Origin of the sequence: Hansschlegelia beijingensis, assembly GCF_045505405.1 — a bacterium.
In the GTDB taxonomy this organism is placed as follows: domain Bacteria; phylum Pseudomonadota; class Alphaproteobacteria; order Rhizobiales; family Methylopilaceae; genus Methylopila; species Methylopila beijingensis_A.
Genome location: NZ_JBJKEX010000039.1, coordinates 1 through 16,934 on the forward strand (window position 1 = coordinate 1; position 16,934 = coordinate 16,934).

Sequence of the window (16,934 nt, forward strand, 5' to 3'; positions counted from 1 at the left end):
TCGTCTCGCTGCCTCAGCCGGCCGAAGCCTTCGAAGGCAACGTCATCAAGCTGCGGGACCCCGCGATCGCGCCGCGGCCAGCGCCGCCGCACGGGCTCTCGACGGTGGAGGAGACCGCGTTCGACGAGATCGCGCGCCGCCTTCGCGGCTTCAGCGGGCGGCTCTCGCAGGAGACGCCGGAGCGCCCGGCGGCATCGCTCCCGGAGACCGCCGAAATGGTGGTTCCGGCCAATCCGCCGACGGACTGGACGCTCGACGACATCGACGGCCGGGCGCCGGACGCCTCCTATGCGGACGATCTGCTGCGGGTGCTGGACAAGCTGCCGCTCGGCGCCCTGATCCTGCGCGCCGGAGAGGTCGCGCACGCCAACCGCCCGGCGCTCGACATGCTCGGCCACAGCGACCTCGCCAGCCTGGTCTCGCGCGGCGCCGGAGATCTGTTCGCCGAGCAGCTGCCCCGGGACGACGCCGCGCCCTCGAACCTTCGGGTGCTGGCCCAGGACGGGCTGGAGATCGACGTCGAGGCGCGGCTGAACGCGATCAGCTGGCGCGGCGCCCCGGCGACGCTGGTGACGCTGAAGCGGGCCGAGGGCTACTCCGCGGAGGTCCATTCCGCGATCCAGCGCGAGAAGGAGATGGCGGAGATCCTCGACACCGCCACCGACGGGGTCATGACGCTGGATTCCGCCGGACGCATCCTGTCGGTCAACCGCAGCGCGCAGGCGCTGTTCGGGATCGACGCCCGCAAGGTGATCGGCAGCCTGTTCACGCTGTCGCTCGCGCCGGAAAGCCGCCGGGTGGCGTTCGACTATCTCGACAGCCTGAAGGGCAGCGGCGTCGCGGCCATTCTGAACGACGGGCGCGAGGTGCTCGGCCTCGCGAGCCAGGGCGGCGCGATCCCGCTCTATCTCACCATCGGGCGCATCGGGCCGGCCCATGAGGGCCGCTATTGCGCGGTGCTGCGGGACATCACGCACTGGAAGAAGGCCGAGGAGGAGCTGCTCGCCGCCAAGCGCCAGGCCGAGCGCGCCAACGCGCAGAAATCCGAGTTCCTGACCCGCGTGGCGCACGAGATCCGCACCCCGCTCACCGCGATCATCGGCTTCGCGGACGTGATGATCGAGGAGCGCTTCGGGGCGGTCGGCAACTCGCGCTACAGGGACTATCTGCGCGACATCCGCCAAGCCGGCCACCACCTCATCGCTCTAGTCGGGGATCTGCTCGAGCTCGCGCGGGTGGAGACCGGGCGGCTCCAGCTTGATTTCGCGCCGGTCGATCTGAACGAGGCGCTGTCCCAGGCGGCTGCGCTGTTGCAGCCGCAGGCGAACCGCGACCGCGTCATCATCCGGACCTCCCTGGCGCGCACGCTGCCGCCGGTGCTGGCCGACCGGAAAACGCTGCGACAGGTGTTGACCAATCTGCTCGCCAACGCGGTGAAGCTGAGCCGCCCCGGCGGCCAGGTGATCGCCGCCACGGTGTTCACGGACGCGGGGCAGGCCGTGGTCCGGATCCGCGACTCCGGCGCCGGGATGTCGCCGAGGGACCTTGCGAAAGCCGTGGAGCCGTTCCGGCCGCTGACGGCGAGCAAGGACTCGGAACCCGGCGGCGGCCTGCCCCTCACCAAGGCGCTCGCCGAAGCCAACCAGGCGCTGTTCTCCATGCAGAGCGAAGTTGGCGTCGGCACTGTGGTGGAGGTGACGTTTCCTACCGCGCGCGTCCTTGCCGACTGATCACCTGGTCGGTCCCGAAGGACGTCGCGCCGATGCGCCGTTGACTCTCGCTCAGCGCTCACGATATGAGCAAATAACGAGTGAGAACAGTAGTTTAGAGATCTTCCAAACTACTCGTAAGCGCGCGCTGAGTTGGACACGTCATGATCGTTTGTTCGTGCAACGTTTTAAGCGCGGCGCAGATCAAGAACACCATCGGCGATCCTGCGGCGAACCCGCAGACGCCCGGTCAGGTCTATCGATGCCTGGGCTGCAGCCCGCAATGCGGACGCTGCGCCCGGACCATCAAGGCCATGCTGGCCGACATCAAGGGTCTTGAGCAGCCAGCCGAGACCGCCTGCGGGGCTTGCCCCGCCGCCTTCCCCGCGGTGACGCATGGCTCCGGCGACGTGCTCGGCATGTCCGGTGACGTGGTCGAAGTCGCGACCGTGGATCGCCGACGCTAGCTCCTGCCGCTCAGCCGCTTCCAGCCTCTCCGCCCTTGCGGCCGCGGCCGCGCGAGTTTAGAACACTTCTAACTGGTCGCGGACGAACTGCAGGAGAGCGCCATGAAGGGCGACGCCAAAGTCATCGAGTTTCTGAACCGGGGCCTTCGCTCGGAGCTCACGGCCATCAATCAGTACTGGCTGCATTATCGCATGCTGGACGATTGGGGATACACGGAGCTCGCGAAGAAGTGGCGCGCCGAGTCCATCGAAGAGATGAACCACGCGGACAAGTTCGTCACGCGCATCATCTTCCTCGAAGGCTTCCCCAATCTTCAGGTGCTCGACCCGCTTCGGATCGGCCAGAGCATCAAGGAAGTCCTCGAGTGCGACCTCGCCGCCGAGTACGAGGCTCGCAAGCTCTATCAGGAAGCCGCCACCTATTGCGCAACCGTGGCGGACTACCCGAGCCGCGATCTGTTCGAGGAGCTTATGGCGGATGAGGAAGGTCACATCGACTTCCTCGAGACGCAGCTGAATCTCGTGGCCCAGCTCGGCGAGCAGCTGTACGCCCAGCGCCACATCGGCGAGCTGCACGACGACTGAGGCGCCGAAAGCGGGCGCACACTGTCGCGCCCGCGGCCTGCCTGCGGGATCGGAACAAATCCGCGGCGACGCTCCTTCATTCGTCTCGATGGAGGAGTGTCATGGATCCCAAGATCGAGAATATCCGAGAACGCGCCCATGAGATCTGGCTCTCGGAGGGGCGACCTGAAGGCCGCCACGACCAGCACTGGGCCCAGGCCGAAAGCGAACTGAGCGGCGGGTCGAGCTGGCCGTCGGTGTCGTCGGCTGCGGTCCCGCCACCCGAGGACCCGCAATCCAAGACGGCCGAAGCTCAGGGAGACTCGCCTGCGGGCGCGCCGGGCGAGAACCAACCCAGTTGATCAGGGACGCCGGCGCGGCGAACCGCGCCGGCCGTTGCCCTACCCGCCGGAGCCTGGCTCGGCCATGCGGCGGTGCAGTTGCGCCGTCACGCCGGCGGGAATGACGTTCGCGATCGCCGATTGCAGCTTGTTCTGCCAGCCCGTCACGACGTCGCCCAGCCCCTTCATCATGGCCTTGAAGCCGATTTCCGCGACCTCGGCGGCATCCTGCTTCTTCTGCGTGGCGAGCTTGGTGTCGAGCATATCGGCGCGCTCGAAGAAGTCCGTCTCGGTGGCGCCCGGCATCAGGCAGGTCACCGTGACGCCGGTATCCTTGAGCTCGTTCCTGATCGCGAAAGAGAAGCTGTCCAGGAAGGCCTTTGAGCCGTTGTACACGGCCTGGAAGGAGCCTGGCATGAAGCCGGCGATCGAGCCCGTGATGAGGATCCGCCCCTCGCCTCGGGCGCGCATCTGCGCGCCGATCCTCTGGATCAGATAGATCGTCCCGGTGATGTTCGTATCCACGATCTGCCGCACGCGGACGAAATCCTGGTCGAGGAAAGGCCCGCCAAGCCCGGTTCCGGCATTGGCGAGCAGCGCGTCGACCGGCCTCTCGCCGATCGCGGCGATCAGCTTGTCGTTGCCCTCCGTGGTCGCCAGATCGGCCTGTACGGTGACGACCCGCCCGGCGAACGCCTTGAAGGCCTCCGCGGCTTCCTCGATTTGCGGCTCGTCGGCCGCGACCACCAGGTCGAAGCCGTTCTTGGCGCAGACAAGCGCAAGTTCGTAGCCAATGCCGGTCGACGCGCCGGTGACGACCGCAAGCGGCCGTGGCGGATTCGTGGAAGCCATAGGACCTTCCTGACGCTTCAGGGTTTCATGACGACCTTGATGCAGCCGTCCTGTTTGTCGCGGAACTTCTGGTAGAGCTCCGGCCCATCTTCGAGCGTCGCCGTATGGGTGATGACGAACGAGGGGTCGATCTCACCCTTTTCGATCCGCTGGAGCAGAGTGGGCAGGTACTTTTGGACGGGGGTCTGGGCCATCCTGAAGGTCAGGCCCCGATTGATCGCGGAGCCCATCGGCACCTTGTCCAGGAAGCCGCCATAGACGCCCACGATCGAGACGGTGCCGAAGTTGCGGCAGCAGTGGATCGCCTGGCGGAGGACATGCGGCCGGTCGGTGCCCATGAAGGTCGCCATCTTCACGCGATCCACCAGGCTGTCGAAGCTCGCCGTCGCGGCCGCCTCGGTTCCGACCGCATCGATGCAGGCGTCCGCCAGCCTGCCGTTCGTGAGCTCCCGAATGCGCTCGTAGACGTCCTCATTCATGAAATCGATGGTCTCGGCCCCGGCCTCGCGCGCCAGAGCGAGCCGCTCGGGCACGGTGTCGACCGCCAGGACCCGCTCCGCGCCCAGCAGAAAGGCGCTGCGGATCGCCATCTGGCCAACGGGGCCGCAGCCCCAGATGGCGATCGTGTCGCCCCGCTGGATGTCGCAGAAATCGGCGGCCATGTAGCCGGTCGGAAAGATGTCCGAGAGGAACAGCACCTGCTCGTCAGTGAGCCCGGACGGCACTTTGATGGGTCCGACGTCAGCGTAGGGCACGCGCAGATATTCGGCCTGGCCGCCCGCGTAGCCGCCCAGCATGTGCGAGTAGCCGAGCAGGCCGGCGGGCGAGGCGCCCCACATCTTGCGGGCGATCTCGCTATTCGGATTTGAGCGCTCGCAGCCGGAGTAGAAGCCGCGCTTGCAGAAGAAACACTGGCCGCACGAGATGGTGAAGGGCACGACCACGCGGTCGCCGATCTTCAGCTCCTTGTTGTCGGGCCCGACTTCGACGACCTCTCCCATCGACTCGTGGCCCAGAACGTCGCCGCTCTGCATCGTCGGGATCACGCCGTTGTAAAGATGCAGATCTGAACCGCAGATCGCGCAGGCGGTCACCTTGATGATGGCGTCGCGTCCGTGCTGGATCGTCGGATCAGGCACGCTCTCGCACCGGATGTCGCCTTTGCCGTGCCACGTGAGCGCCTTCATCAATGTCCTCCCTGTCGATGCCTCGGGTTTAGAAGGCCGGAAACCCCGAAACGTTCCCCGCGATCTCCCGCCGCCGCCTTGGGAACCAAAGCCTCGGGGCGACGTTCGCCTCTGTCATCGGGAGGCGAAGCGTGGCCCCACGCGCCAATTGGAAGGGCTTTCTCAAGGTCGGCGAGGTGACCTGCCCGGTGGGCCTGTACACCGCCGCGTCGACGTCCGACCGCATCGCGTTCCACACGCTCAACCGCGACACGGGTCATCGCGTGCGGCGCGAATTCGTCGACGCCGAAACGGGCAAGCCCGTCGAGCGGGACGACCAGATCAAGGGCTATGAGGTCGCGCAGGGCGAGTATGTGACGCTCGAGCCCGAGGAAGTAGCCGCGGCGGTTCCGCAAAGCGACAAGACGCTGGCGATCGAGGCTTTCATCGGCTGCAGCGACGTCGACGACGTCTATTTCGACAAGCCGTACTATCTGGCGCCGACTGACCGGTCGGCCGAGGAGGCGTACAGCCTCATTCGCGAAGGCATGCGGAAGAAGAAGGTCGCGGCTCTCGCAAGCACCGTTCTATTTCGCCGGGTCCGGACCCTGCTGATACGGCCGCACGGAAGCGGTCTGATCGCGACGACGCTGAACTTCGACTACGAAGTCCGGTCCGCCGAGGAGGCCTTCTCGGACATCCACGACTTCAGCATCAAGGGCGAGATGCTCGACCTCGCGCGGCACATCATCGACACCAAGCGCGGCGAGTTCGATCCCAAGGCCTTCGATGATCGTTACGAGAGCGCGTTGGCGGAACTAGTGAAGGCCAAGATGGAGGGGCGCAAGATCGCCCCGCCGAAGAAGGCTCCCGCCTCCAAGGTCGTCGATCTGATGGAGGCGCTTCGACTGAGCGCCGGGGCGTCGGGCAAGCCCAGCGACGCCAAGAAGGCGCCCCGCGCCAAGCCGGCCGCCCGGAAGAAGGCCGCGGAGCCGCGGCGCAAGGCGAGCTGACGATGGCGCTCGAGACCTACCGCCGCAAGCGCGACTTCAGCAAGACAAAGGAGCCCGCGGGTTCGGACGCGCCGCAGAGCGCCGGCCACGGCTACCTCATCCAGAAGCATGCGGCGAGCCGGCTGCATTACGATCTGCGCCTCGAATATGAAGGCGTTCTGAAAAGCTGGGCCGTGGCCAAGGGGCCAAGCCTCGTGCCGGGCGAGAAGCGTCTTTCGGTCCACGTGGAGGATCATCCGCTCGAATATGGCGACTTCGAAGGCACGATCCCGAAGGGCGAGTATGGCGGCGGTTCGGTCATCCTGTGGGATCGCGGGAGCTGGTCGCCGATCGGGGACGCCGCGAAGGGATTCGCCAAGGGCCATCTGGAATTCGAGATCCATGGCGAGAAGCTTCGGGGACGCTGGCACCTCGTGCGGATGGCGCCGCGCAAGGGCGAGAAGCACGAGAACTGGCTGCTCATAAAGGGCGACGACGAAGAGGCCCGGACGGAAGCCGATCCGGACATCCTCGAAGAGCGGCCGGAGTCGGTGAAGACCGGGCGGCTGATCGAGGACCTCAAGGGCGAGCCGCCCGGCTGGTCCTCAAAGACGGGCCGGATCGAAGCGGACGCCGCCGAGCCTGCCGCAGGCGGCCTGGACCCTTCCAGGGTAACGAAAGCCAAGAAGGCGAGCCTGCCCTCCTTCGTGGAGCCCGCGCTTGCGACTCTCGCCGCCAAGGCTCCGAAGGGCTCGCGCTGGATCCACGAGATCAAGTTCGATGGATATCGGCTGCAGGCGCGGATCGAGAACGGCGAGGTCAGGCTGCTCACCCGCAGCGGGCTGAACTGGACCTCCAAGTTCGGCACGACGGTAACGGAGGCGCTGGCGGCGCTCCCGGCGTCGACGGCCCTGATAGACGGCGAGATGGTCGTCGAGAACGGCGCCGGCGCCTCCGATTTCTCGGCGCTTCAGGCGGATCTCAGCGAGGGACGGCAGGATCGATTTACGTTCTACGCTTTCGACCTGCTCCACCTCGATGGCTACGACCTCACCCCCTGCTCCTTGCTCGACCGCAAGGCCGCTCTCTCGCAACTGATCGGCAAGGACGCGGGCCGCGTCCGATGCTCCGAACACTTCCCCGAGAACGGCGACTTGGTCCTGCAGCACGCCTGCCGCCTGAGCCTCGAAGGCGTGGTGTCCAAACAGGCCGACGCGCCCTATCGCTCCGGGCGCGGGAAGACCTGGGTCAAATCCAAATGTTCTGACCGCCAGGAGTTCGTGATCGGCGGCTTCACCCCCTCGAGCACGTCGCGCCGCGCGATCGGTTCGCTGGTGCTCGGCGCTTTCGAGGAAGGCGAACTGCGCCATGTCGGGCGCGTCGGCACCGGCTTCAGCGTGAAGGTCGCCGAAGACCTTCTGAACAGGCTCGAGCCTCTCGAGCAGAAGGCCTCGCCCTTCGCCGATCGCCTCACCGCCGACGAGGCGCGGCAGGTCCGCTACGTCAAGCCGGAACTGGTGGCGGAGATCGAGTTCCGGGCTTGGACGGCGGACCGGCATCTCCGCCACGCCGCCTTCCGCGGGCTGCGGGAGGACAAGCCGGCTGCGGAGGTGGTGCGAGAGACGGAGGCGCCGGAGGGCAAGACCCCGCAGCGCCCGTCCTCCGTCACTCTCACCCATCCGAACCGGGTGTACTGGCCGGACGTCGGCGTCACCAAGCAGGGTCTTGCGGACTACTACATGGAGGTCTGGCCCCACATCGCGCCCTTTGTGGTCGCGCGGCCGCTTTCCCTGCTGCGGTGCCCCGGAGGAGTGACGGACCAGTGCTTCTTCCAAAAGCATCGTTGGAAGGGGATGAACCGGGCGATCGGCGTCTTCGACGATCCGAAGGACAAGTCCGACGAGCCGCTCGTGATGATCAACGACCGCGACGGACTGATAGGTCTGGTCCAAGGCGGCGTGCTGGAGATCCACCCCTGGGGGTCGACGATCGCGGCGCTCGAGACGCCGGACATGATCATCATGGACCTCGATCCGGGCGAGGACGTCCCATGGGAGGAGATCATCTCGGCCGCCTTCGAGGTGAAGCGGCGGCTTGAGGCCGCCGGGCTCGCCGCCTTCGTGAAGACTTCCGGCGGCAAGGGCCTGCATGTGGTGTCGCCGCTGAAGCCGCAGGCGACCTGGGACGTGGTCAAGCCCTTCACGAAGGCCCTCGCGGAGTCGATGGCGGCCGACGAGCCGGACCGCTACGTGGCCACGGTCACCAAGTCGAAGCGCAAGGGCAAGATCCTGGTCGACTACCTGCGCAACGGACGCGGAGCCACGGCTGTCGCGCCCTACTCCACCCGTGCGCGGCCGGGGGCCGCGGTGTCGATGCCGCTCGACTGGAGCGAACTGGGACCAGCGATCGGGCCCGCCTACTTCACGGTCGACAACGCCCCGACCCGGCTCGCGTCGCTGGCCGCCGACCCCTGGGCGGATTTCCGCGCGGCAGCCAAACCGCTGCCGATCGCCGGCGGTTCGCCCAAGACGAAGAGGAAGCGCGCCGCCTAGCGGGACCCGCCCTTGCCTCCCTTCTTGCCCTCGGCCGCGAGGCTCTTGCGCAGCGCGTCCATGATGTTGACCACGTTGCCGGCGGGCGCTTCGGCGGGTTCGTCCTTCGGACGCGCCGCCTTCTTGCGGCCCTTCTTCTTGGAGGCGATCAGTTCCAGGAGGGTGGCCTGCACAGGGTCGGCCACCATCTCCGGCGACCAGTCCGTCGTGCGCTCCGCGATCAGCTTCTCGACGAGAGAGAGCGCCTTCGGGTCGACCTTCTGGGACTTGTCGGGGAAGTATTCGGCCTCGTCCCGAACCTCGTCGCCGTAACGCAACGTCCAGAGCACAATTCCCTTGCCGCGAGGCTCCAGCAGGACCGCGCGCTCGCGGCGGTACATCACGAGCCGCGAGATGCCCACGACGTCGGTCGCCGCCATCGCCTCCCGGATCACGCCAAAGGCCTCTTCTCCGACCTCGTCGTTCGGCGCGAGGTAATGCGGCCGGTCGTACCAGATCCAGCCGATGGACTCCCGCGGCGCGAAGGTCTGGATGTCGATCGTATGCGTGCTTTCGAGCGCCACCGCGTCGATCTCGTCGTCCTCCAGCATGACGTACTCATTCTCGCCGCGCTCGTAGCCCTTCACCTCGCTGCCCGGATCAACATCCTTGCCGGTCACCGAGTCGACGTAGTGGCTCGCGATGCGGTTTCCGGTCTTGCGGTTGAGCGTGTGGAAGCGCACGCGCTCGCTCTCGGTCGTCGCAGGCGTCATGGCGACCGGACAGGTCACGAGCGAGAGCTTCAGGTAGCCCTTCCAGAAGACGCGCGAGGCCATGACGCCGAACTCCTCTGTACGACCAAACTGAACGGCTGCGCGCCGCGCGGGTTCCGATGGTCGGCGGCTTGTTGGGGCGAGAAGCGGTTCCGACGCGCCCGTGCTAGAACGTTTGCGGAACTCGATGCGAGGATGAGAGATGGCGACACGCGCCGGAAGCGCCGATCTGCCGCTGCATGGCGGCCGCGTTCCGCGCTGGCTCGGCGAGCGCATGACACGCCTCGGCGCCGTCATCTCGGAAGCGATCATCCATCACTATGGTCGAGACGAGCTGCTGCGCCGCCTCGCCCACCCGTTCTGGTTCCAGTCCTTCGGTGCCGTGATGGGGATGGACTGGCACTCCTCCGGCGTCACCACGAGCGTGATCGGCTCGCTCAAGCGCGGGCTTGCACCGCTGTCGGGCGAACTCGGCATCCATGTGTGTGGCGGCCGCGGGAAGCAGTCCCGACTGACGCCGGCTGAACTTGCCGCCATCGGCGACAGGGTCGGGTTCGACGGAGCGGCACTCGCGCAGGCGAGCCGCCTGGTCGCCAAGGTCGACGGGGCGGCCGTGCAGGACGGCTTCGACCTCTACCTCCATGGCTTCATCGTGACCGACGACGGCAACTGGACCGTCGTTCAGCAGGGCATGAACGGCGACGCGCGGCAGGCCCGGCGCTATCACTGGCTGTCCGAAGGGCTGAAGGACTTCCTCGATCAGCCGCACGCCGCGATCGAGGGCGCGCCCGGCGGCCAGATCGTGAACCTCACGGACCGCCGCGCAGAGGCTTCGCGCCGCGGCCAGATAGAGCTTCTGCAGACCCTGCCGCCCGAGACGATCGTGGACGAGCTTGCCCGGCTGCAGCCGGCCTCGGCGGCGCCTGAGCCGGAGCAGCCGCTCCTGCCGCATCTCGTCATGCCGGCGCGCCATGACGTCCGACCTGCAGACGTGAACCTCCGCCGGCTGCACGGCGCACTGGCCGCTGCGGCCGAGCGCGGACCTCAGGATTTCTCCGACCTTCTGCTCGTTCCGGGGGTCGGGGCACGCACGGTCGAGGCCCTCGCCATGGTGGCGGAGGTGGTGCATGGCGCCCCCTGCCGCTTCAGCGATCCGGCTCGCTTCTCCCTGGCGCATGGCGGCAAGGACCGTCATCCGTTTCCGGTCCCGCTCAAGGTCTATGACCAGACCATCGACGTGCTGAAGTCGGCCGTCCGCAAGGCGAAGCTCGGGCGCGAGGACGAACTCGCGGCGATCAGGCGGCTCGACGCGCAGGCCCGACAGGCCGAGCGCCACGCGACAGGTCCGTCGCTGGACGCCTTCGTGGCGGAGGAGCGGCGGCGTTCGCACGACTATGGCGGGCGCAGCGTGTTCGGCTGGGAGCCGCCGCCCGAGGATGCTTCGGCGGCCTGAGGCTGCGTCTGGACGCGGACCGCGGCGGTCTGCGATATCGGTCCCGTTCCTGAGACCTCCTGGAATCTCCATGACCGCCTACTCCGAGCTCTCCGCGCACCACGGCCGGATCGCCGCGCTCTCGAACGCGCTTGGCATCCTGCACTGGGACAACGCCGCCGTGATGCCCAAGGGCGCGGCGCCTCGGCGCGCGGAAAGCGTCGCGCTCCTGCAGGTGCTCCGCCACGGCATGGCGACCGACCCGCGCATCGGCGACTGGCTCAGCGAGGCCGAAGCGGATGGCGGGCTGGGCGCCTGGGAGCGCGCCAATCTGCGCGAGATCCGGCGCGTCTGGACGGCCGAGACCGCGCTGCCGGCGGATCTGGTCGAAGCCTCGAGCAGAGCCACCTCGACATGCGAGATGGCGTGGCGGCAGGCCCGGCAGGATTCCGATTTCGTCGGCCTGCTGCCTCACCTCTCCGAGGTGCTTCGGCTGCAGCGCGAGATCGGCCGGGCCAAGGGAGAGAAGCTCGGTCTTTCGCCCTACGACGCGCTGCTCAACGATTATGAGCCTGGCGGCCGCTCCCAGCAGATCGACAGGCTGTTCGACGATCTGGCGGCGTTCCTGCCCGACCTGCTGGACGAGGTTCTGGCCGCCCAGGCGCGGCGGCCGACCGACGCCGAGCCGCAGGGGCCCTTCCCGGTGGAGACCCAGCGCGCCCTCGGCGTCAGGATGATGGAGGCGCTCGGCTACGATTTCGATCGTGGCCGGCTCGACGTCTCGGCGCACCCGTTTTGCGGCGGCGCGGACGACGATGTGCGGATCACCACCCGTTACGACGAGGACGATTTTTCCAGCGCGCTGATGGGCGTGCTGCACGAGACCGGCCATGCGCTCTATGAGCAGGGGCGCCCGCAAGGCTGGATGAGCCAGCCGGTCGGCCACGCGCGCGGCATGAGCCTGCACGAGAGTCAGTCGCTGCTGATCGAGATGCAGGCCTGTCGAAGCCGCGAGTTCCTCCGCTTCGCCGCGCCGATCATGCGCGACGCGTTCGGCACCTCAGGCCCCGGCTGGGAGCCGGACGCGGTTTGGCGCCGCTACACCCGGGTGACGCCGGGTTTCATCCGGGTCGACGCCGACGAGGTGACCTATCCGGCCCATGTGATCCTTCGGTACCGGCTGGAGAAGGCGCTGATCGCCGACGATCTGCCGCTGGCCGAACTGCCCGCCGCCTGGAACGCGCAGATGAAGGAGCTTCTGGGCCTCACGCCGCCGAACGATCGGGTCGGCTGCCTGCAGGACATCCATTGGCCGAGCGGCGGCTGGGGCTATTTCCCCACCTACACGCTCGGCGCGCTGACGGCGGCGCAGCTGTTCGACGCCGCGCGGCGCGCCGTTCCGGACATCCCCTCGGGCATCGAACGCGGCGACTTCGCGCCGTTGCTCGGTTGGCTGCGCGCCAACGTCCACGCGCACGCGTCCCTCCTCGAGACGGACGAACTGCTGATCCAGGCCACTGGCCGGACGCTGGATCCGGCGGTGTTCAAGGCGCATCTGCGCCGGCGCTATGTCGAGGAGGCGTAGGCCTAGGACGCTCCCCCGACCGGGGCCGCCGCCGCGGTCCCGGCCATATAGGCGCGCCAACCGCCGAAGTCGGTGATTTCCTTGGCGCCCTTGACGCCCTCGGCCTCCGCCAAAAAGCCCTTGGGCGTCGAGCCGTCGGCGAGCCGTACCACGCCGATCCCGAGAGGCGCGCCGATGCCGGCGACGAACCGGCCAAAACCCTCCGGCGGCAACGCCCAGACCTCCGTCGCGATCGCCGCGCCCTGCCCATCCGCGACCCGCAGCAGGCCGGGCCGCGGAATGGCGCCTTCAAGCGCGAACAGCCGGTAGTCTGGCGTCGTCTGGCTCGCGCGCAGGAAGCGTGCGCCGCAGCCCGTCAGTTCGCCATTGAGCTTCATGCCGGAGAGATGCGCGCCCACCACCACGAGCTCGATCTCCCCTGCCGCAGCGCGCGCTCCCGCCCGGTCAGGCGCCGGAGCCGGCTGACGGCCAGTGGCGCCAAGCGGCGTTCCGCCCATCGCGTGGATCTTCTCGCCAAGGGCGGCGAGCCGCGCGTCCGCGCCGGCCGGGGCTATCAGCGTGACGCCTGCCGGCAGGCCGTCGGGCCGCGGCCGGGCCGGGACGGCCAGGGCGCAGAGGTCGAGCAGGTTCACGAAGTTCGTGTAGGTCCCGAATTCGCTGTTGAGCCGGACCGGCTCGGCCGCCACCTCGGCGACCGTCCGTGGACGCGGGAAGGTGGGGACCAGCATGGCGTCCACGCCGGCCCAGACGGAAGAAAGCTCCCGCCGCATCTCCGCCAGGCGGTACTGGGCCCCGAAGGCCGATGCGGCGTCGAAGCGCCGCGCGGATTCGATGATCGCCCGGGTCACGGGGTGCATCTCTTCCGGCCGGTCTTCGATGAAGCCGCGGATCGCCTCATAGCGCTCCGCCACGAAGGGACCCTCATAGAGCAGGCTCGCGACCGCAAAGAACGGCTCGAAATCCAGCTCGACCAGAGTGGCTCCGAGCGCCGCGACATCCGCCACGGCGGCGTCGAACGCGGCTTCCGCGCCCTGGTCTCCGCCGAACCGGCGGCTCGCCGCGTTGGGGACGGCGATCCTGAAGGTCGCAGGCGCCGGCGCGATCGTGGAGGCCCGGACGTCGCGCGAGAACGGGTCCGCCGGCTCGTAGCCCGAGGAGGCTGAAAACACCGCATAGGCGTCATCGACCGAGAGGGCGAACACCGACACGCAATCGATCGTCCGGCAGGCCGGCACGACGCCCATGGTCGGGATCGCGCCGAGCGTCGGCTTCAGGCCCACGATGTTGTTGAGCCCGGCCGGAACGCGACCCGATCCGGCCGTGTCCGTTCCGAGCGCGAAGGAGACGAGGCCCCGCGCGACCGCGACCGCGGAGCCGGAGCTCGATCCGCCCGGCACGATGTCCGGGCTGACAGCGTTGAGCGGCGTCGGATAGGGCGTGCGCAGGCCGACGAGGCCGGTGGCGAACTGATCGAGATTGGTCTTGCCGACGGGGATCGCGCCGGCCGCCACCAGGCGCTCCACTGCGACGGCGCTCTTCTCCGGCTGATACGCAAAGGCTGGACATGCGGCCGTCGTCGGCAGGCCGGCGACGTCGATATTGTCCTTGACCGCGAAAGGCACGCCCCAGAGCGGCCGGCCATCCGGGGCCGCGCCCAGCGCCGCTGCGGCGGCGCGGGCGGCCGTCCGATCGGCGAGCGAGATGAAGATGCCCGGATCCCCGCAGCCGTCGATGCGGGCGAACACTTCGTCGATCACCGCTTCCGGCGACGCGCCCTGCGCGTAGGCGGAGCGAAGCGAGGAGAGGTCCAGCGCAAGGTCGCTGAGCGAGGCGGTCATCTGCGCTCCCGAATGTTTGGGCCGAAAAGCACGGCCGCCTTCCTATGGCAAAGCACGCAGCAGCCGTGAAGTGTCGAACCTGTCGCGCGCCGAGCGCGAGGCGCCGTGCCGCAGACCGGACGCCCCCCGACGTGATCGCCAAACGTCTGCGGCGCGGGCGCCTCGCAAGCTGCCGCCAACTTTACCGCCAAATCACCAGGCCCTGCGCGGCACCCTACCGGTCCTGCGGCGTTGTGATCGCGCGTCGTCGCGGCGGAGGCCCGGTTCGTTGAAGGAAGCCATGCACAGCTTTTTCGCCAGCCAGATGGACTTCATCTTCTTCTTCTACGGCCTGGCGTTCATTCTTCTGGGGGCCATCTGCTTCTCGATCGCGCGAATCTTGAGCCATGCGAGCTCCTGGCGGGCTCTCGGCCTGTTCGGCGTGCTGCATGGCTGCCTTGAATGGCTCGATCTGGCCGCCCTGATCATCGGCGATCATCCCTGGTTCGCCGCAGGCCGGGTCGCCCTCATGACGGCGTCCTTCGTCTGCTTGCTCGAATTCGCCCGTCTGCAGGCGCTGCGGATCGGCTGGCGGGTCCCGGGGCGGGGCGTCTACCTCCTGCTGATCCTGGGCGTCGCCCTAATAGGCTTCTTCGCGGGCTCGAAGGCCGCCGGAGCGGCCGGGCGCTATTTCCTCGGCTTCCCTGGCTCGATCGCCGCCGCCCTGGTGTTCCTGCAGCACGCGAAGGTGTTCAGCGGCCGCGTCAGGACAGCGACGTTCATCGCCGCAGCGGGCTTCGCGCTTTACGGCGTGTCCAGCGGGCTGGTCACGCCAACGCTGTCCTACGGACCGGCGCAATATCTCAACAACGACCAGTTCGCGGAGCTGACCGGCGTCCCGATCCAGCTGGTGCGCGGCGTGCTCGCCTGCTGCATCTCCTTCTCCATCTGGGTGATCTGGGGCTATCGGGCCGCGGCGGATGTCTCCTCCGAAAAGTTCGCTCTTTATCTTCGGCGGCAATTCGGCTGGACCCTTGCCGCGATCGCGGCGATCCTCGTCTGCGGATGGACGCTGACCGAGTATCTCGGCGCCGTGTACCGCGCCAATGTCCGGGCTCAGGCGCAGGGCGAGATCGATCTTCTGGGCAGCAGGCTGGCCGCCGAGACCGCCATGGTGGACGGCATGGTGAAGGCGCTCGCGGGCTCGCCCTCGATCGTGAAGCTCGCCACCGGCTTCGCCCCTGCCGAGCCCGAGGCCCGCTCAGTCCTCAACCTGCAGGTCGAGGCGTCGGGCGCCCGCGCCGGGTACCTCCTTAATCCGGAGGGCGGCGTCATCGCGGCCTCGGACGACGCGCCCCCGCTCGGCGCGCGAGAGTCCGCAACTCCGCTTCGCGACGCCCTCGCGAACCGTGCGAGCTTCGCCTTCGACTTCGATCCCGCGACCGTCGAGACGCGATATCTCGCAAGCCGGCCGGTCCGCGATGGCCAGCGGGTCGCCGCCGTCGCGGTGCTCATGAAGTCGCTCGAGGGCTTCGAACGCGACATCCAGCGCCTTGACCGGCCCTACTTCTTCGTCAATCCCGACGGCGTCGTCGCGATGACCAACCGGCCGGCGGATCTGCGTCGGACCCTCTGGCCTCTCTCTGACGAACGCCGTATGGCGCTGGAGCAAAACTTCGGGCCCCTAATCGCGCGACCGCTGCTGAAACAGGAAGTGGCCGACGACAGCTGGACCAGCGTCAATGGCGCGCGCGACTACGTCCGCCGAAGCGCCACCCCCCATGGCGCCTGGTCCCTCGTGATCCTGAAGCCGACGCGGGAGATCTTCGCGAGCCGGCTGCTCGGAATCGTCATCACGCTTCTGGTGACTATCATGGCGCTGATCTACATCCTCGGGCGCCAGCGCGCCGTCCGCGACGAGGTCGAGATGGACAAGCGCTTGCGGCTCCAGAAGCTGGCCGACGAACTCGGCCTGCAGGCGGCGACAGATCCCCTCACCGGGCTGCACAACCGCCTCCATCTCGAACAGACCTTCACCGACGAGATCGCCCGCGCGCGACGCGACGGCACCCCGCTCTCGCTGGTGGTGTTCGACATCGACCGCTTCAAGAGCGTGAACGACATCTATGGCCATCCGGTCGGAGACCGCGCGCTGGTGCGGATCGCCGCGCTCACGCGTCAGTTCGTTCGAAGCACGGACTTTCTGGCGCGTTGGGGCGGCGAAGAGTTCCTGATCCTCCTGCCCGGGGCCGATTCATCGGCGGCGGCCCGCATCGCCGAGGCGCTCCGAGCCGCGATCGCCGAGGCGGAGTTCGACGGCGTCGGGGCGCTGACATGCAGCTTCGGCGTCGCGCAGTTCTTCGAGGATCAAAGCGCGTCGGCCTTTCTCGCGAGAGCCGATGCTGCGCTCTACCGGGCGAAGCTGAACGGCAGGAACAGGGCCGAGTTGGCCGCCGCCGAGACCGGCGCCCTTGGCGCGAGCCGATCGGTCGCGAGCGGTCTTGTCTGACGGCCGCGGCCGTCGACAGCGTCGCTGACTGCGTGCGGTCCGCGTGTGCCGGACCCGCCTCGGCCGCCTTCACCCATGCCCTTTTCGCGTGGGCCTGTCATGGTGTGTGTGTTTAGAACGACGAAAGCCCGCCAGCTTTTGGGCTGTGCGGGCTTTTTGTTTGGTTGCGGGGACAGGATTTGAACCTGTGACCTTC

Annotated in this window: 13 protein-coding genes; 9 read left to right on the forward strand and 4 right to left on the reverse strand. The window is 68.0% G+C overall.

Going from position 1 to position 16,934, the window contains the following annotated elements; translation table 11 throughout:
- The 4 genes from ACIKT0_RS04525 to ACIKT0_RS04540 all read left to right on the forward strand — a co-directional run.
- On the forward strand, window positions 1-1,730 hold a 1,730-nt coding region (locus tag ACIKT0_RS04525), incomplete at its 5' end, for a sensor histidine kinase (protein ID WP_407104194.1).
- 143 nt (window positions 1,731-1,873) lie between these two features.
- Window positions 1,874-2,176, forward strand: coding sequence for a (2Fe-2S)-binding protein (locus ACIKT0_RS04530; RefSeq protein ID WP_407104195.1), 303 nt, complete (start codon window positions 1,874-1,876; stop codon window positions 2,174-2,176).
- Window positions 2,177-2,278: 102 nt separating this feature from the next.
- Complete coding sequence (bfr, locus tag ACIKT0_RS04535) at window positions 2,279-2,761, forward strand: bacterioferritin (RefSeq protein ID WP_183396583.1); 483 nt, start codon at window positions 2,279-2,281, stop codon at window positions 2,759-2,761.
- 101 nt (window positions 2,762-2,862) lie between these two features.
- Entirely contained in the window at window positions 2,863-3,102 is a 240-nt protein-coding gene (locus tag ACIKT0_RS04540) for a DUF2934 domain-containing protein (protein ID WP_407104196.1), read from the forward strand.
- Window positions 3,103-3,141: 39 nt separating this feature from the next.
- Here the strand turns inward: ACIKT0_RS04540 and ACIKT0_RS04545 are convergent, their stop codons facing one another.
- Window positions 3,142-3,933, reverse strand: coding sequence for an SDR family NAD(P)-dependent oxidoreductase (locus tag ACIKT0_RS04545; RefSeq protein WP_407104197.1), 792 nt, complete (start codon window positions 3,931-3,933; stop codon window positions 3,142-3,144).
- A 17-nt stretch (window positions 3,934-3,950) separates the two neighbouring features.
- Complete coding sequence (locus tag ACIKT0_RS04550; protein ID WP_407104198.1) at window positions 3,951-5,120, reverse strand: zinc-dependent alcohol dehydrogenase; 1,170 nt, start codon at window positions 5,118-5,120, stop codon at window positions 3,951-3,953.
- A gap of 131 nt (window positions 5,121-5,251) precedes the next feature.
- Here ACIKT0_RS04550 and ku (ACIKT0_RS04555) point away from each other — a divergent pair, with 131 nt between their 5' ends.
- The gene (ku, locus tag ACIKT0_RS04555; protein WP_407104199.1) at window positions 5,252-6,112 is read left to right on the forward strand and encodes a non-homologous end joining protein Ku; all 861 of its coding nucleotides are present in this window, start codon (window positions 5,252-5,254) and stop codon (window positions 6,110-6,112) included.
- A 2-nt stretch (window positions 6,113-6,114) separates the two neighbouring features.
- Complete coding sequence (gene ligD / locus ACIKT0_RS04560; protein ID WP_407104200.1) at window positions 6,115-8,643, forward strand: DNA ligase D; 2,529 nt, start codon at window positions 6,115-6,117, stop codon at window positions 8,641-8,643.
- Here ligD and ku (ACIKT0_RS04565) read toward each other — a convergent pair.
- Entirely contained in the window at window positions 8,640-9,458 is an 819-nt protein-coding gene (gene ku, locus ACIKT0_RS04565; protein ID WP_407104201.1) for a non-homologous end joining protein Ku, read from the reverse strand. The genes ligD and ku (ACIKT0_RS04565) overlap by 4 nt on opposite strands.
- Window positions 9,459-9,597: 139 nt before the next feature.
- Between ku (ACIKT0_RS04565) and ACIKT0_RS04570 the strand changes: the two genes are divergently transcribed.
- Entirely contained in the window at window positions 9,598-10,848 is a 1,251-nt protein-coding gene (locus ACIKT0_RS04570; RefSeq protein ID WP_407104202.1) for a DUF763 domain-containing protein, read from the forward strand.
- A gap of 70 nt (window positions 10,849-10,918) precedes the next feature.
- Complete coding sequence (locus tag ACIKT0_RS04575; protein ID WP_407104203.1) at window positions 10,919-12,412, forward strand: carboxypeptidase M32; 1,494 nt, start codon at window positions 10,919-10,921, stop codon at window positions 12,410-12,412.
- Between the two features lie 2 nt (window positions 12,413-12,414).
- On the opposite strand, the gene atzF is transcribed toward ACIKT0_RS04575, so the two are convergent.
- The gene (gene atzF / locus ACIKT0_RS04580) at window positions 12,415-14,250 is read right to left on the reverse strand and encodes an allophanate hydrolase (protein WP_407104204.1); all 1,836 of its coding nucleotides are present in this window, start codon (window positions 14,248-14,250) and stop codon (window positions 12,415-12,417) included.
- A 280-nt stretch (window positions 14,251-14,530) separates the two neighbouring features.
- Between atzF and ACIKT0_RS04585 the strand changes: the two genes are divergently transcribed.
- Window positions 14,531-16,738 carry a GGDEF domain-containing protein gene (locus ACIKT0_RS04585; RefSeq protein WP_407104205.1) on the forward strand — a complete coding sequence of 736 codons (2,208 nt, stop codon included), beginning with the start codon at window positions 14,531-14,533 and terminating at the stop codon, window positions 16,736-16,738.
- Window positions 16,739-16,934: the final 196 nt, after the last annotated feature.

Excerpts from the sequence above, each read along its gene's own strand:
- ACIKT0_RS04540 (WP_407104196.1), top strand. The coding sequence starts at position 2,863 with ATGGATCCCAAGATCGAGAATATCCGAGAACGCGCCCATGAGATCTGG.
- atzF (WP_407104204.1), bottom strand. The coding sequence starts at position 14,250 with ATGACCGCCTCGCTCAGCGACCTTGCGCTGGACCTCTCCTCGCTTCGC.
- ku (WP_407104201.1), bottom strand. The coding sequence starts at position 9,458 with ATGGCCTCGCGCGTCTTCTGGAAGGGCTACCTGAAGCTCTCGCTCGTG.
- ligD (WP_407104200.1), top strand. The coding sequence starts at position 6,115 with ATGGCGCTCGAGACCTACCGCCGCAAGCGCGACTTCAGCAAGACAAAG.
- ACIKT0_RS04585 (WP_407104205.1), top strand. The coding sequence starts at position 14,531 with ATGCACAGCTTTTTCGCCAGCCAGATGGACTTCATCTTCTTCTTCTAC.
- ACIKT0_RS04575 (WP_407104203.1), top strand. The coding sequence starts at position 10,919 with ATGACCGCCTACTCCGAGCTCTCCGCGCACCACGGCCGGATCGCCGCG.
- bfr (WP_183396583.1), top strand. The coding sequence starts at position 2,279 with ATGAAGGGCGACGCCAAAGTCATCGAGTTTCTGAACCGGGGCCTTCGC.
- ACIKT0_RS04550 (WP_407104198.1), bottom strand. The coding sequence starts at position 5,120 with ATGAAGGCGCTCACGTGGCACGGCAAAGGCGACATCCGGTGCGAGAGC.
- ACIKT0_RS04530 (WP_407104195.1), top strand. The coding sequence starts at position 1,874 with ATGATCGTTTGTTCGTGCAACGTTTTAAGCGCGGCGCAGATCAAGAAC.
- ACIKT0_RS04570 (WP_407104202.1), top strand. The coding sequence starts at position 9,598 with ATGGCGACACGCGCCGGAAGCGCCGATCTGCCGCTGCATGGCGGCCGC.
- ACIKT0_RS04545 (WP_407104197.1), bottom strand. The coding sequence starts at position 3,933 with ATGGCTTCCACGAATCCGCCACGGCCGCTTGCGGTCGTCACCGGCGCG.